The organism is Dyella tabacisoli (assembly GCF_003350925.1).
Classification (GTDB): Bacteria; Pseudomonadota; Gammaproteobacteria; order Xanthomonadales; family Rhodanobacteraceae; genus Dyella_C; species Dyella_C tabacisoli.
On the sequence record NZ_KZ857189.1, the window covers coordinates 1 to 18,342 of the forward strand.

1 protein-coding gene is annotated in these 18,342 nt (G+C 63.5%); it reads left to right on the plus strand.

Features of this window, described 5'->3' with window-relative positions; translation table 11 throughout:
* Nucleotides 1-18,342 (plus strand): non-ribosomal peptide synthetase (locus tag DVJ77_RS20795; protein WP_114847459.1); only part of this gene is annotated, 18,342 nt, incomplete at both ends.

Below are 18,342 nucleotides of genomic sequence, written 5' to 3' on the forward strand. Positions count from 1 at the left end.
TTCGATCTGGCGCATGACATTCCGCTGCGCGCGCAATTGTTCCGGCTGGGCCCGCAAAGCCACGTGCTGCTAATGATGCTGCATCACATCGCCGGCGACGGTGCCTCCTTGGCCCCGTTGGCCCGCGATCTGGCCCAGGCTTATACCGCGCGGCTGGGTGGCCAGGCACCGAACTGGTCGCCGCTGCCGGTGCAGTACGCCGACTACACCTTGTGGCAACAACAGGTGCTGGGCGAGGCATCCGATGCCGACAGCGTGATTGCCCGGCAAATCGCGTATTGGCAACAGACTCTGGCCGAACTGCCCGAGCAGATCGCCCTGCCTACCGACCGCCCCCGTCCGCCGGTCGCCAGCTATCGTGGCCAGCATCTGCGTTTCGATATCGACGCCGCGCTGCATCGGCAACTGTTGACTCTGGCCCAGCGCCATGGCGTGACCCTGTTCATGCTGCTGCAAGCGGCACTGGCGACCTTGCTGACTCGCCTGGGTGCCGGCACGGATATCCCCATCGGCAGTCCCATCGCCGGCCGCACCGATGCGGCGCTGGACGACCTGGTCGGCCTGTTTCTCAACACGCTGGTGCTACGCACCGATACCTCGGGCAATCCCAGTTTCGAGACCTTGCTGGCGCGTGTGCGCGAGACCGACCTGGCCGCTTACGAGCATCAAGAGCTGCCGTTCGAGCAACTGGTCGACGTACTCAATCCGGTCCGCTCGCTATCCCATCACCCGCTGTTCCAGGTGATGCTGGTGCTACAGAACAACGTCGCGGCGGAGCTGAGTCTGCCCGGACTGAGCCACACCGAGCAAAGCTTCGAGCTACCCATCGCCAAGTTCGATCTGAGCTTTGATCTTGGTGAACAGCGCCACGCCGACGGCACCCCGGCGGGTTTACATGGACATCTGGAATACGCCACCGATCTGTTCGATGCGACGACGGCGCAAACGTTGGTACGGCGTTTTACGCGGATGCTTGCCGCGCTCGCTGCCGCACCGTCCAAACCGATCGGCCAGATCGAACTGCTCGATGTCGCCGAACGCGAACAATTGCTGGTCGGTTGGAATCCTGCCACGGCGACCGCGCCGGCCGATACCTTGTCGCAGCTATTCGAGCGGCAGGTAGTCGAGACACCCGACGCGATCGCGCTGAGCTTCGACGGCCAGCACCTGAGCTACGCCCAACTCAACGCGCAAGCCAACCGTCTGGCCCATGCCCTGATCGCCCGTGGCGTCGGCAGCGAAGATCTGGTCGCCATCGCGCTGCCACGCTCGCTGGATATGGTGGTCGCCGTGCTTGCCGTGCTCAAGGCCGGTGCCGCCTATCTACCGCTGGACCCGGATTATCCGGCCGAGCGCCTCGCTTATATGTTGAGCGACGCGGCACCGGCGCAACTGCTTTCGCAGCATGCCTTGGTCGCGTCATTACCCGCCTTCGATACACCGCTGCTCGCACTCGACGATGCCGATATCGTCGCTGCCTTGCAGCTACTGCCTTGCCACAATCCGCCGCGCGCGCAATCCGAACACAGCGCCTATGTGATTTACACCTCCGGCTCCACCGGCAAGCCCAAGGGTGTGCTGATCTCGCACCAGAACGTGGTCAGCCTGTTCCACACCAGCGAGAACGATTTCCGCTTCGGCACCGAGGATGTATGGACCCTGTTCCACTCCTACGCCTTCGATTTCTCGGTCTGGGAAATATGGGGCGCCCTGCTCTACGGTGGCCGCCTGGTCGTCGTACCGCATAGCGTGACGCGCTCGTCCGGCGAATTTCTGCAACTGCTGGTCGACGAACAGGTCACCGTACTCAACCAGACGCCATCGGCGTTCTATCAATTGATCCAGGCCGATGCCGAGCAACCGGCCGTGGGCAACCGGCTCGCACTGCGCACGGTCGTGTTCGGCGGCGAAGCGCTGGACCTGCGCCGCTTGCAGGAGTGGTATGCGCGCCACGCCGAGGATGCACCGCGTCTGGTCAATATGTACGGCATTACCGAGATCACCGTGCATGCCAGCTATATGCCGCTGGATCGGGCCATGGCCGAACAAAGCGCCGGCAGCCTGATCGGCCGCGCTACCCCCGACCTGAAGCTGTATGTACTCGATGACGCCTTGCAACCGGTACCTGCCGGCGTCAGTGGCGAGTTGTATGTCGCCGGTGCCGGCCTCGCTCGCGGCTATCTCAAACAACCGGGGTTGACCGCCTCGCGCTTTGTCGCCAATCCGTTCGCTGTGGGTGAACGGCTGTACCGCTCCGGCGATCTGGCCCGCTGGCGTGCCGATGGCGTGCTGGATTTCCTCGGCCGCGCCGACGAGCAGGTAAAGATCCGCGGCTTCCGCATCGAACTGGGCGAGATCGAAGCTGCACTACGCGCTCTGGACGGCGTGGCCCAGGCACGAGTAATCGTGCGCGAAGACCGGCCCGGCCAGAAGCAATTGGTCGCTTACGTGGTCACCGAAGCTGGCCATGCCCATGCCGACGCCCATACCGAGCCCGATGCCACCGCCATGGCGGCTCTGCGCAGCACCTTGGCGACGCAACTACCCGACTATATGGTGCCGGCCGCCCTGGTCGCGATTGACGCGCTGCCACTGACGACCAATGGCAAGCTCGATCGCAAAGCCCTGCCCGCGCCGGACTTCACGCCTACCAGCACGCGCGCACCGCGCAATGCGCAAGAAGAAATCCTCTGCACGTTGTTCGCCGAGGTGTTGGGATTGGAGCGGGTCGGCATCGACGACAGCTTCTTTGCCCTGGGCGGCGACAGCATCAGTTCGATCCAGTTGGTAAGCCGTGCCCGTAAACAAGGCTGGAAAATCAGTGCCCGCGATGTGTTTCAGCACCAGACCGTGCAAGCGCTGGCCGGCGCCGCCACCCTCATCGACGAGCATGGCCCGGATCAGCGGCAAGCCCAGGCCGAAGCACCGACCGGCGTGCTGCCGGCGACACCCATCATCCAGTGGTTTCTCGACCAGGACGGCCCGCTGGAACATGTCCAGCAATCAATGCTGTTGCAGGTACCGGCGCTGAAGCAAAGTGATTTGATCGGCGCCGTACAAGCCTTGCTGGACCATCACGATGCCTTGCGTCTGTGCCTGCAGGCGGATCATCAATTGCAGATCGGCGTGATCGGCAGCGTCAATGCCCACGACTGCCTGCAGCGCGTGGACGTGGCCGGTCTAGACCCCGATGCCCGCACAGCATGCTTGCGCGAACAAGCCCAGGCCGCCCTCGATCGCCTCGACCCATACGCGCATCGCATGCTGCAGGCGGTGTGGTTCGATGCTGGGGCCGATTCAAGCGATCCAAGCTCGACGGCCGTTTCGACGGCCGCTGCAAATCCGAGCGAATCGCGACTGCTGCTGACCATCCATCACCTCGCGGTGGACGGTGTGTCCTGGCGCATTCTATTGCCCGATCTGCAGGCCGCATGGCAGGCGATCGTCGCCGCTCAACCGGTCGAGCTGGAACCTGTCGCCACCTCGTTCCGCCATTGGGCGCTGCAATTGCCTGCCGCTGCCGCCGCCCGCCGCACCGAGCTGGGGTTCTGGCAAGAGATGCTGAGCGGCGAGGATCCGGCGCTATCGCAGCGTCCACTCGATCCGGTTCGCGACACCATCCAGACGCAAAGCGGACTCAGCCTGCGCCTGCCCACCGCTATCACCCAGTGCTTACTCACCCTGGCCCCCGAGCGCATTCATGGCCGCATCAACGATGTTTTGTTGACGGCCTTCGCGCTCGCGCTGATCGACTGGCGCCAGCGACACGGGCTGGGAGAACATGCTCTTGCGCGCTTCGATCTGGAAGGCCATGGCCGCGAAGCCATCGTCGAAGGCGCCGACCTGTCGCGCACGGTAGGCTGGTTCACCAGCCTGTTCCCGCTGCAACTGGATCTGTCGGACATCGACCTGGCCGATGCATTGCAAGGCGGCACCGCCTTGGCGCGCGCACTTAAATCGGTCAAAGAGCAACTGCGTCGTCTGCCGGATAACGGTGTCGGCTTCGGCTTGTTGCGCTACCTGGACGAAGACGGTCGCAATGCATTGGGGCCGCAGCCAAAGCCGCAAATAGGTTTCAACTACCTGGGACGTTTCGCCATCGGCGAAGCAAGCGACTGGGGTATCGCCGCCGAAGCCGCGCTGTTGAACACACACGCCGATGCCACGCGACCGCTGCCTTTTATCGCCGAATTGAACGCGATGACCGAGGATGGGCCGGAGGGTCCCTCACTCTGCGCGAACTGGACCTGGGCCAGCCAATTGCTCGACGCGGCAGCCATGCGCGACTTGGCCGAAACATGGTTTGCCGTGCTGCGCCACATCGCCGCCGACGCCAACCGCTCCAACGCAAACGCGCTGACGCCTTCGGACCTGCCGTTGGTTGCGCTGAGCCAGCGCCAGATCGAGGCGATCGAAGCGCGGCTGCCGCCGCTGCTGGATATTCTGCCGCTGTCGCCGCTACAGCATGGTTTTCTATTTCACGCGCTGTATGACGAGCAGGTCCAGGACAGCTATGTGGTGCAACTGGTCTTCACCTTTGAAGGCCCGCTGGACCCGCTCGCGCTGAAAGCCGCCGCGCAAACCTTGTTGCAGCGGCACGCCAATCTACGTGCCGCTTTTATTCACGAGCAATTGACCGAAGCGGTGCAGGTAATCCCGCGTGCTATCGACGTGCCTTGGCGCACGCTCGAACTGAGCGAGGACGCCTTCGCCGAGCTGTTGCGCGAAGACCAGCAACAACGCTTCGAGTTGAGTCAGGCACCGCTGCTGCGTTTCACGCTGGCTCGGATAAGCGCGCAACGCCACCATCTTGTTTTCACCAGTCACCACATCCTGCTCGACGGCTGGTCCACGCCGATCCTGATGCAAGAGCTGTTCGCGCTGTACGGCAACGGCGGCGATGCCGGGCAGATGCCGCGAGTTACGCCATATCGCGACTATCTGCGTTGGCTGGCATCGCGCGACAAGAGCGCCGCCGTGGCGGCATGGACAGAGGCGTTAAGCGGTCTCGACGAGCCGACGCGCGTTGCCGAAGTTCCCGCCACACCGACCGCGCCAGCCCTGCTGAGCGAACAATTGAGCGTAGCGCTGAGTACCGAGTTGGTGCAGCAAGCCCGGCGTATCGGCGTCACCCTCAATACTTTGGCCCAGGCTGCCTGGGCGGTACTGCTCGGCCGTCTCACCCGACGCGACGATGTCGTGTTCGGCATCACCCTGTCCGACCGGCCGCCGGAACTTGCCGGCAGCGCGCAAATGGTCGGCTTGTTCATCAACACCTTGCCGCTGCGCCTGCGCCTGCGCCCCGACGAATCGATTCGCGCGTTGCTGGTACGACTGCAGCAACAGCAGTCCGCGTTGTTCGATCACCAGTTCCTCAGCCTGACTGAAATCCAGCGACTGGCAGGCCACGGCGAACTGTTCGACACCTTGGTGGTATTTGAAAACTATCCGGTGGATGCCGCCGCGCTGAAAACCCAGGGCGAGGAAATGCGCATCGCTTTCCATAGCAGCCATGGCGGCGATACCACGCACTATCCGCTGGGGCTGTCGATAGCACCGGGTGCCCAGATCAAGCTCGGTTTCAGCTACCGCCCGGATGTGTACGAAGCACAAGAGATCGAGCATATCGCGGCAAGCTATATGCGCATTCTCACGGCGATCGCCAACGAACCGCAGCAGGCGATCGGCCGTATCGACACCCTCGCTCCGGCCTTGCGTCAACAGCTATTAGTCGACTGGAACGACACCACGCAATCGGTGCCAGCCATCACATTGCCAGCCATGCTGGAGCAGCAGATTGCACGCACGCCCGATGCCATCGCCGCCATCTTTGAAGAACACCGCCTTACCTACGGCCAGCTCAATCAACGTGCGAATCAATTAGCCCATAGCTTGATCGCGCATGGTCATGGAACGGAGGACCGCATCGCGGTCGCATTACCGCGCTCGCTCGAAACCGTGGTTGCGCTACTTGCCGTACTCAAGGCCGGTGCCGCCTACCTGCCATTGGATACAGACCATCCGTCCGAACGCCTCGGCGGCATGCTGGATGACGCACGGCCATCGGCCTTGATTACCACGACGGCAATGGCTGAACTGCTGCGCAGCGAGCTGCCGACCTTTGCGCTGGACGCCCCGTCACAGCAGGCTACCCTGGCACAGGCGCCGCAACACAACCCGCGCGACGAGGAACGCCGCCGCCCGCTGCAACTGCAACACCCTGCCTATGTGATCTATACCTCCGGCTCCACCGGCAAGCCGAAGGGTGTCGTTATCGCGCAGCGCGAAATCGTCCATTCCACCTGGGCGCGCGAGCATTTCTATCCGCACGTCGACAGCGCGTTGCTATTGCCCTCCGTCGCCTTCGATGCCTCGCTGGGTGCGATTCTGCATAGCCTGACCACCGGTGCCACGCTGGTGCTGCCCACGCCCGGCCTGGAGCGTGACGTCCAGGCTTTGGCCGACCTGGTCGAGCGACACCAGGTACAAGGATGGCTCAGCGTTCCGGCGCTGTATCGTGCGACCCTGGGCATGGATCCCGGCAAGCTGGACTCGCTGAAACGCATCGTGCTGGGCGGCGAATCCATTCCGGCGACCCTGCTGCAAGAGCACGCTTCGCAGGGGCCGCGCGACGCCGTTATTTATAACGAATACGGCCCGACCGAGGCGGCCATCTGGTCAAGCGCCGCCAACCTCACCCATAGCCACGTAACGAACGGCACCTGCATCGGCGCGCCGGTTGCCAATACCCGCCTCTATGTTTTGGACGCCCATCTGCAACCGCTGCCTCCAGGGGTGGCCGGCGAGCTTTACATCGCCGGCGCCGGACTGGCTCGTGGCTACCTTGATCGTGCCGCGTTGACGGCAGAACGTTTCGTCGCCAATCCATTTGCGCCCGGCCAACGCATGTATCGCTCCGGCGATCTGGTTTGCTGGCGTTCGGACGGCCTGCTGGATTACCTCGGCCGCGCCGACAGCCAGGTAAAAATTCGCGGCTTCCGCGTCGAACTGGGCGAGATCGAAGCAGCCCTGAGCGAGGCCGGTTTCGAGCACAACACCGTGATCGTGCGCGAAGACCAGCCTGGCAAGAAGCAGTTGGTGGCCTACCTGGTCGCCGCGACAAGCGCGGTCGATGCCATGGCATTACGCCAGACCCTTGCCACGGCATTACCCGACTACATGGTGCCGGCGGCGTTCGTAGCGATAGCCGGCTTACCGCTCACCGCCAACGGCAAGCTCGACCGCAGGGCGCTGCCGGCACCGGACTTCGCACCCAGCCACCTGCGTGCGCCGCGCAATCCGCGAGAAGTCCTGCTCTGCGCACTCTTCGCCGATGTGCTTGGACTTGAACAAGTCGGTGTCGACGATAGTTTCTTTGCTTTAGGCGGCGACAGCATCAGCTCTATCCAGCTAGTCAGCCGGGTGCGTCAGGCCGGCTTCCGTCTCAATGCCCGCGAAGTGTTTCAGTCGCCCAGCGTGGAAGCACTGGCCGGCCTCATCACGCCATTGCGCGAAACAGTCGACACCGCAGTCGAGGACGCGATCGGCATATTGCCGGCCACCCCGATCATTCACTGGTATCTGGATCAAAGCGGACCGCTAAGCCATTTCCATCAAGCGATGTTCTTGCAGGTACCTGCGCTGCGCGAAGATCACCTGCTCGCCGCGCTGCAAGCCTTGCTCGACCATCACGATGTGTTGCGCATGCGCGTACTGCCAGATCGTCAATTACGTATCGAACCCGCCGGCCGTATTGCCGCGGCCGAGGTGCTGCAACGCATCGACCTGGCCGGCATACCCGCGCAGCAGCGCGAACACCACATGCTCGACCAGGCACAGGCCGCGCGCGACCGCTTCGACCCCGCCAACGGACGTTTGCTGCAGGCGCTGTGGTTTGACGACGGCGCCGCCTCGCGGCTGCTATTGATGATTCAGCACCTTGCCGTCGACGGTGTCTCCTGGCGCATTCTGTTACCCGACCTGCAACACGCCTGGCAGGCCGCTGCCGGCGGCCTGCCGATTCAACTGGAACCCGTCGCCACTCCGTTCCGGCACTGGGCGCTGCAACTGCCCGCCGTCGCCGCCTCGCGTCGCGACGAATTGCCGTTCTGGCAAAGCATGCTCGCCGGCGACGACCCGGCACTTAGCGCTCGTCCGCTCGACCCCGCACGCGATACCGTGCAAACCCAGCAAAAACTCAGCCTGCGATTGGAGCCGGCAACCACGCAGCGCCTGCTGACCGAGGTTCCGCAGCACATCCACGGACGTATCAACGACGTACTGCTCACCGCTTTCGCGCTCGCCTTGATCGATTGGCGACACCGTCATGACATCGGCCATCGGGATATGGGCCATTACCCGTACCTGCGCTTCGATCTGGAAGGCCATGGCCGCGAGGCCATCGTCGAAGGTGCCGAGCTGTCGCGCACGGTGGGCTGGTTTACCAGTCAATTCCCGTTGCAACTGGACTTGTCGGACGTCGATCTGGCCGATGCACTGCACGGCGGACCGCAACTTGGCCGCGCGCTCAAGCAAATCAAGGAGCAACTGCGCCGGCTGCCCGACCAGGGCGTCGGCTATGGCTTGCTGCGCTATCTGGACGAAGCCGGCCGCGAGGCGCTGGGGCAACAGGCCGCGCCGCAAATCGGCTTCAACTATCTAGGCCGTTTCGCCGCCGGCGAAACCCGCGATTGGGGCCCGGCAGCCGAGGCTTCCGCCCTCGGCGGCGGCGCTCACCCCGAGCAGGCGCTGGCGCATGTGCTGGATTTGAATGCGACCACCGAAGATGGTCCGGGCGGACCTTCGCTGTGCGCGGATTGGAGTTGTGCCGGCGCCTTGCTCGACCCATCGGCGGTACGCGATCTGGCCGAGCATTGGTTTGCGGTGCTGCGGCGGATAGTCGACTACACCACCGCTCGCACGGCCGCCGTACTGACCCCATCGGATCTGCCCCTGGTCACCCTGGCGCAGGCGCAGATCGAAGTGATCGAAGCGCAACAGCCACCCTTGCTCGACATCCTGCCGCTTTCGCCGCTGCAGCATGGTTTCTTGTTTCATGCGCTATACGACGAGCAGCAGCAGGACAACTATGTCGTGCAAATGGTGTTCGACTTCCGCGGCCCGCTGGATGCAGCGGCGCTGCAAGCCGCCGCACAGGCGCTGTTGCAACGCCACGCCAACTTAAAGGTCGCCTTTGTACACCGCGACCTGCGCGAACCGGTGCAAGTGATACCGCAGCAGGTCGTGGTGCCATGGCGGATGATCGAACTCGACGGGGATGCCGAGCAGCGCGAAGCCGCGTTTGCACAACTGCTGCAACAAGACCAGCAACAACGTTTCGAGCTAAGCCAGGCGCCGCTGTTGCGCTTTGCCCTGGTACGCCTGGGCAGCGGGCATCATCGATTGGTCTTCACCAGTCACCACATCCTGCTCGATGGCTGGTCCACGCCGATTCTGCTGGAGGAATTGTTCACGCTTTATCGCAGCGCCGGCGATATAACCGTATTGCCGCGCGTAACGCCGTATCGCGACTATCTGCGCTGGCTCGGCACACGCGACAAGCACTCCGCCCAAACCGCCTGGCGCCACGCGCTGGCCGGGCTGGACGAAGCGACCTTGCTCGGCAAGGCAATGACCACAGCGGCGGTGCCGCAGGTCTGCGCGATCAAGCTTGGCGAAACCATCAGCAACCAACTGACCAGGCAGGGCCGCCACCTCGGCATTACCACCAACACCTTGGTGCAAACCGCCTGGGCGATCCTGCTCAGTCGTCTTACCCGCCGCAACGACGTCGTCTTCGGCACGACCGCGTCGGACCGTCCACCGGAACTTGCCGGCAGCGAACGCATGGTCGGCCTGTTCATCAACACGCTGCCGCTGCGCCTGCAATTGCGACCTGAAGAAACCGTGCGCGAGCTGCTGGTACGGCTGCAGCAGCAACAGTCGGTCATGCTGGAACATCAGCATTTGAACCTCAGCGAGATTCAGCAGCTAGCGGGTCGGCAGGAATTGTTCGACACCCTGGTGGTATTCGAGAACTACCCGGTCGATCAAGCGAGCCTGAAAACCCATGGCGAAGCACTTCAGGTCGCCGTGCACAGCCATCACGGCGGCGACACTTCGCACTATCCATTAGGCCTCTCGGTCATACCCGGAGCACGGCTGACGCTTAATTTCAGCTATCGGCCCGATATGTTCGAGCTGCCCGAAATACAACGCATCGCCAACAGCTATGTGCATATTCTTGAGGCGATCGCCGATGATTTGCAGCAACCGATAGGCCGCATCGATACGCTCGATGCCGGTGAACGGCAGCAGTTGCTGGTGGATTGGAATGACACCGCTCAAGCGATTCCCGCCGCCACACTGCCGCAGCTATTTGAACAGCAAGCAGCCAGAACGCCCGACGCCATCGCCCTGCTGTTTGAAGAAACCTCGCTGACCTATGCGCAGCTCAACCAGCACGCCAATCGGCTGGCGCACACGCTGATCGCCCAAGGGGTCGGGCCCGAAGATCTCGTCGCGATCGCGCTGCCGCGATCGCTCGATCCGATCATCAGCCTGCTCGCCATACTCAAGGCCGGCGCCGCGTACCTGCCGCTGGACCCGGACTATCCGGCCGAACGCCTGGCCTTCATGCTCGACGATGCGCAGCCAGTGGCACTGATCGCCACTACAGCCATCGCCCAGCGTCTACAGTGCGACATCCCCACGCTTGCGCTGGATACGCCGCCAGTGCAGCAGATGCTGGATACGGCATCGATGCAGAACCCGCTCGATGCGCAGCGCCGGCAACCGCTGCAGCCACAGCATCCGGCGTATGTCATCTACACCTCCGGTTCTACCGGCAAACCCAAGGGAGTGGTGGTTACTCATGCGGGCGCTCCCAGCCTGGTCGCCAGTCAGGTCGAACGTTTCGGCGTGACCGCGCACAGCCGCGTCCTGCAATTCGCTTCACTGAGTTTCGATGCCGCGTTCTGGGAATGCTGCATGGCCTTGCTTACCGGAGCGACCCTGGTGCTTGCGCCTGCCGAGCAGTTGTTGCCGGGCGACGCACTCGTCGAGCTTATGCTTCGCCAAGGCGTGACCCATGCAACCCTGCCGCCGGCAGCGCTGTCGGTCATGCCCGAGCCAAATGAGATCAGGCCAACTAAGATCGGGCCAAATGAGATCGAGTTAACTAAGATCGGGCCGACCGAGATCTGCACGCATTTGATCGTCGCCGGTGAAGCCTGCCCGCCGCATCTGGTCGATGCCTGGTCGCAGGGGCGGTGCATGATAAATGCCTACGGTCCGACCGAGGCCACGGTGTGCGCTTCGATCAGTGCGCCGCTGGCTGGCGCCATCGTTCCACCGATGGGGCGACCGATCCTCAACACGCAACTGTATGTACTGGACAACAGCCTGCGTCCCGCGCCAATAGGCGTGGCCGGCGAGCTGTACATTGCCGGCGCGGGCCTGGCTCGCGGTTATCTGAAGCGCCCGACGCTAACGGCCGAGAGGTTTGTGGCCAATCCATTCACTGCGGGCGAGCGTATGTATCGCTCCGGCGATCTGGCGTGCTGGCAAGCGGACGGTCAACTCACCTATCTGGGCCGGGCCGACAGCCAAGTGAAGATCCGTGGCTTCCGCATCGAGCTGGGTGAAATCGAGGCCGCCTTGACCCAGAGCGGTTTCGCGCAGAACACGGTCATCGCGCGTGAGGATCGCCTCGGCCAGAAACAACTGGTCGCTTACCTGGTGACCGCAGACGCCGCATTCGATCGAGACGCATTGCGCAGTAGCTTGAGCGAGCGCCTGCCCGACTACATGGTGCCGGCGGCGTTTGTCGCGCTCGATGTCTTGCCGCTCACCCCCAACGGCAAGCTCGACCGCAAAGCCCTGCCGGCACCGGATTTCGTGCCGGTGAGCTTGCGCGCGCCGCGCACCCCGCAAGAAGCCGTGCTTTGCACGCTGTTCGCCGAGGTTCTCGGCATCGAGCAGGTCGGCATCGACGACAGCTTCTTTGATTTGGGCGGCCATTCGTTGCTGGCGACGCGCCTGGTCGGCCGTATCCGCAGCGAGCTGGGCATCGAGGTGGCCATCCGCACCTTGTTCGAAGCGCCGACTGTCGCGGCACTGGCGCAGCAACTGCCGGCTACCAGGCATGCGCGGCTGGCGCTGACGGCACAGCCACGCCCGGATCTGCTGCCCTTATCCTTTACCCAGCGCCGGCTATGGTTCTTGCAGCAGTTTGAAGGGCCCGGCGCCTTCTACAACATGCCGCTCGCGCTGCGGCTCGAAGGCGTATTGGATGCCGCCGCGCTGCAGGCAGCGCTCGGCGATCTGGTCTCGCGCCATGAAAGCCTGCGCACGATTTTCCCCCACACCGATACGCCGAGCCAGCTCGTTCTCGACCACGCCGAACCGGCCTTCGCCGTTATCGACGTTACCGAAGACGCCTTGCTGCAGGCAGTGTCTGAAGCCGTCGCCTATGCGTTCGATCTGACGCGCGAAATACCGCTGCGCGGGCAATTGTTCCGGCTCGGTGCGCAGGATCACGTGCTGGTCTTGCTGCTGCACCACATTGTCGGCGACGGTGCCTCGATAGCACCGATGATGCGCGATCTCGCGCAAGCCTATGCCGCCCGCCTCGAAGGGCGCGCGCCGCATTGGACACCGCTACCGGTGCAATACGCCGACTACACCTTGTGGCAAAACCGCTTGCTTGGCGAAGAGTCGGATCCGCGCAGTCTGATCGCCAGACAGATCGAGTACTGGAAGCAAGCCTTGGCCGATCTGCCCGAACAACTCAGCCTGCCCACCGACCAGGTACGGCCGAGCGTGTCGAGCTATCGCGGCCAGCACGTGGATTTCATGTTACCGGCCGAATTGCACGGTCAATTGCTGGCACTGGCCCGGCAGCACCGGGTGACCTTGTTCATGGTGCTGCAAGCGGCGTTGGCTGCCTGGCTGACCCGGCTTGGGGCCGGTACCGATATCCCGATCGGCAGTCTTATCGCCGGTCGCACCGATGCGGCCCTGGACGACTTGGTCGGCCTGTTTATCAACACCCTGGTATTGCGCACCGACACCTCGGGCAATCCGACTTTCGAGGATTTACTGGCCCGCGTGCGCCATACGGATCTGGCCGCTTATGAGCAGCAGGATCTGCCGTTCGAACAATTGGTCGAAGTACTCAACCCCAGCCGTTCGCTTTCGCATCACCCCTTGTTCCAAGTGATGTTGGTGTTGCAAAACACCGCCCACGCGACGCTGGATCTGCCCGGCCTGCGCTGCAGCCAGCAATCCTTTGAACTGGCCACCGCCAAGTTCGATCTCAGCTTCGATTTTGCCGAGCGACTGCACGAGGATGGGACGCCTGCCGGTCTGTACGGCAATCTTGAGTTTGCGCTCGACCTCTTCAGCCCCGCTACCGCGCAGACCCTGGTCGAACGCTTGCAAAGGGTGCTGACGGCGGTCGCCGCCGAACCCACCCAGCCGATCGGCCGGATCGAGCTGCTCGATATGGCCGAACGCGAGCAATTACTGGTCGGCTGGAATCCTCCCGCACCGACGCCGTCGGCCATCACGATCACGGCACTGTTCGAACAGCAAGCCGTGCGACATCCCGACGCCGTTGCCGCGACCTATGAGCAGCAACGACTCAGTTACGCCCAGCTCAACGAACAAGCCAATCGACTGGCGCATGCGCTGATCGAACGTGGCGTCAACGCCGAGGATCTGGTCGCCATCGCATTGCCGCGCTCGCTGGATATGGTGGTCGCCGTGCTTGCCGTGCTCAAGGCCGGCGCCGCCTATCTGCCGCTGGATCCCGACTATCCCAGCGAACGTCTTGCTTACATGCTGGACGATGCCAGACCAGTGCAACTGCTTTCGTATCGCGCATCGGCAACAGCCTTGCCGACCTTCGATACGCCGCTGCTTGCACTCGATGACCTCGACACGCTCGCCGCACTGCAGGCACAGCCGACGCACAATCCGTCGCCGCGTGCCCAACCTGAGCATTGCGCCTATGTGATTTATACCTCCGGCTCCACCGGCAAACCCAAGGGCGTGTTGATCTCGCACCAGAACGTGGTCAGCCTGTTCCACACCAGCGAGAACGATTTCCGCTTCGGCATCGAGGATGTCTGGACCCTGTTCCACTCCTACGCCTTCGATTTCTCGGTCTGGGAAATCTGGGGCGCCCTGCTCTACGGTGGCCGCCTGGTCGTCGTACCGCATAGCGTGACGCGCTCGTCCGGCGAATTTCTGCAACTGCTGGTCGACGAGCAGGTCACCGTACTCAACCAGACGCCCTCGGCGTTCTATCAATTGATCCAGGCCGATGCCGAGCAACCGGCCGTGGGCGACCGGCTCGCACTGCGCACGGTCGTGTTCGGCGGCGAAGCGCTGGACCTGCGCCGCCTGCAGGAGTGGTATGCGCGCCACGCCGAGGATGCCCCCCGTCTGGTCAATATGTACGGCATTACCGAGATCACCGTGCATGCCAGCTATATGCCGCTGGATCGGGCCATGGCCGAACAAAGCGCCGGCAGCCTGATCGGCCGGGCTACCCCCGACCTGCAGTTGTACGTACTCGACGAAAACCTGCAGCCCGTGCCAGTGGGTGTGCCCGGCGAACTGTATGTCGCTGGTGTGGGCCTGGCGCGCGGCTATCTCAAGCGGCCGGGACTGACCGCCTCGCGCTTTGTCGCCAATCCGTTCGCCGTGGGTGAACGGCTATACCGCTCCGGCGACCTGGCCCGCTGGCGTGCCGATAGCGTGCTGGATTTCCTCGGCCGCGCCGACGAGCAGGTGAAGATCCGCGGCTTCCGCATCGAGCTAGGCGAGATCGAAGCTGCACTACGCTCACTGGACGGCGTGGCCCAGGCACGCGTGATCGTGCGCGAAGATCGGCCCGGCCAGAAGCAATTGGTCGCTTACGTGGTCACCGAAGCTGGCCATGCCCACACCCATACCGAGCCCGATGCCACCGCCATGGCGGCTCTGCGCAGCACGTTGGCGACGCAACTGCCCGACTATATGGTGCCGGCCGCCCTGGTCGCGATTGACGCGCTGCCACTGACGACCAATGGCAAGCTCGACCGCAAGGCGCTGCCCGCACCGGATTTCACGCCCACCAGCACGCGTGCACCGCGCAATGCGCAAGAAGAAATCCTCTGCACACTGTTCGCCGAGGTCTTGGGACTGGAGCGGGTCGGCATCGACGACAGCTTCTTCGATATAGGCGGCCATTCGCTGCTGGCGATCCGCCTGATCGGCCAGATCCGCGCCAAGCTCAAGGTCGAGCTGTCGATTCGCACGCTGTTCGAGGCCCGTACCGTCGCCGCTCTGGCGCTGCGGCTCGACCCGACCCAGGCCACCCGACCGCCGCTGCAGCCGATGCTGCGGCCGGCGCAACTGCCGCTGTCGTTCGCTCAACGTCGCTTGTGGTTCCTGCATCAGTTGGAAGGCCCCAGCGCGACCTACAACATCCCGATGGCCTTGCGTCTGCAAGGACCGCTGGATGAGTACGCGCTGGAAGCAGCCCTGGGCGATCTGATCGAACGCCACGAGAGTCTGCGCACTCTGTTCCCGCATGCCGATACGCCGTATCAGCAGGTACTCGCGCAAGCATCGCTGAACTATGTACCAGTCGATATCAGCGAAGACGCCCTGCCCGATGCCTTGGCGACAGCAGCGAGCTATGCCTTCGATCTGGCGCAGGACATTCCGCTGCGCGCGCAATTGTTCCGGCTGGGCCCGCAAAGCCACGTGCTGTTGCTGATGCTGCATCACATCGCCGGCGACGGTGCCTCCTTGGCCCCGTTGGCTCGCGATCTGGCCCAGGCCTATGCGGCCCGCCTCGTTGGATACGCGCCGCGCTGGTCACCGCTGCCGGTGCAATACGCCGATTACACGCTATGGCAGCACGATGTGCTGGGCGAGGCGTCCGATGCCGACAGCGTGATTGCCCGGCAGATCGCGTATTGGCAACAGACTCTGGCCGAACTGCCCGAGCAGATTGCCCTGCCTACCGACCGCCCCCGTCCGCCGGTCGCCAGCTATCGCGGCCAGCATCTGCGTTTCGATATCGACGCGACGCTGCACCGGCAACTGCAAGCCTTGGCCCAGCGCCATGGCGTGACCCTGTTCATGCTGCTGCAAGCGGCATTGGCGACCTTGCTGACTCGCCTGGGTGCCGGCACGGATATCCCGATCGGCAGTCCCATCGCCGGCCGCACCGATGCGGCGCTGGATGATCTGGTCGGCCTATTCCTCAACACACTGGTGCTGCGTACCGATACCTCGGGCGATCCCAGTTTCGAGGCCTTGCTGGCGCGTGTACGCGAGACCGATCTGGCCGCTTACGAGCATCAGGACCTGCCGTTCGAGCAACTGGTCGAGGTCCTCAATCCCACCCGTTCGCTGGCCCATCACCCGTTGTTCCAGGTGATGCTGGTGCTGCAGAACAACGCCAGCGCATCGCTGCAACTGCCTGGCCTGCAATGCACCCAGCAAGCTACCCCGCTGACCGTCGCCAAATTCGACCTCAGCTTCGATTTCATCGAGGGACGGCTTGCCGACGGTTCGCCGGCCGGCATCGGCGGTCGGCTGGAATATGCTACCGACCTGTTCGACTCGACCAGCGCAATGACCCTGGCACAGCGCCTGATACGCCTGCTTGAGGCGGTCGCCGCTAATCCACAGCAGTCCATTACGCACCTCGGCTTGCTTGCCGACGAAGAACAAACACAGTTGCTGCACGGCTGGAACGACACCGACCGCGCGCTGGCAGGCATGCCGCTGCCGCGCCGATTTGAACAACAGGCAGCGGCAACCCCTGCGGCCATCGCGCTGATCTTCGAGAATCGCGTTTCCGAAGATCGGGCCTTTGAAAATCAGGCCTTTGAAAATCAGCGCCTCAGCTACGCGCAGCTCAACGAGCAAGCCAACCGACTCGCCCATACGCTGATCGCGCGCGGCATCGGCGCGGAGGATCGGGTCGCCGTGGCGCTGCCACGCTCCATCGACATGGTGGTCGCGCTGCTCGCCGTACTGAAGGCCGGCGGCGCTTATTTGCCGCTGGACCCGCATTATCCGGCCGAGCGACTGATCTACATGCTGGACGATGCACGTCCCGCGCTGCTTATCACGACGTCCGCTTTGAGTGACCTGCTGTCTGGCGATATCGCCACTCTGGCCATCGATACGCCGGTGCAACGCGAGTACCTGGCGGGTGCGGCTACGCACGATCCCCGCGATGACGAACGGCGCGTTCCATTGCACCGAAAACATCCGGCCTATGTGATCTACACCTCCGGCTCTACCGGCCGCCCCAAAGGAGTGATGATCGAGCACCATGCGTTGGAGAACTTCCTCCAATCGATGGCGCGGCGTCCCGGCTTGAGCGCCGACGATGTGGTCATGGCACTGACCCCGATATCCTTCGACATCGCCGGACTGGAGTTGTACCTGCCACTGATCCAGGGCGCCTGCGTGCATCTGCTCAGCCGTGAAGTCGCTGCCGATGGCGAGCAGCTCCGCGCACGCATCGCCGAGGTTGCCCCGACGCTGATCCAGGCCACCCCCGCAACCTGGCAGATGTTGCAGGCGAGCGGATGGCGTGCCGATTCTTCGTTGCGCATATTGTGCGGCGGCGAAGCGCTGCCCACCGACTTGGCGGCCTATATGGCTGAATCTGCCGAGCAGGTGTGGAATATGTACGGACCGACCGAAACCACGGTTTGGTCGACCCTCGGCAACATCGAAAGCGAAGCCGCCATCACCATCGGTACACCGCTGGACAATACGCGCGTCTACCTGCTCGATCCGGGCTTGCATCCGGTGCCGGTGGGCGTGCCCGGCGAGCTGTATATCGCCGGTGCCGGCCTGGCGCGCGGCTACCTCAACCGTCCCAGCCTTACCGCCGAGCGTTTCGTCGCCAATCCATTCACTGCGGGCGAGCGTATGTATCGCTCCGGCGATCTCGCACGCTGGCGCGCCGATGGCCAACTGGACTATCTCGGTCGTGCCGACAGCCAAGTGAAAATCCGCGGCTTCCGCATCGAGCTGGGCGAGATCGAAGCAGCGCTGGCACGACTTGGCTTTGTTCGCAGCGCGGTCATCATGCGCGAGGACCAGGCCGGACAAAAACAATTGGTCGCCTATTTGGTGGACGCGCCGACCGACGTCGATGTCAGCATCTTGCGCGGTCTGCTCGGCGAGCAATTGCCCGACTACATGCTGCCGACCGCCTTCGTCATGCTCGACGTTTTGCCGCTCACTCCGAACGGCAAGCTCGACCGCAAAGCCCTGCCCGCACCGGATTTCACGCCCACCAGCACGCGCGCACCG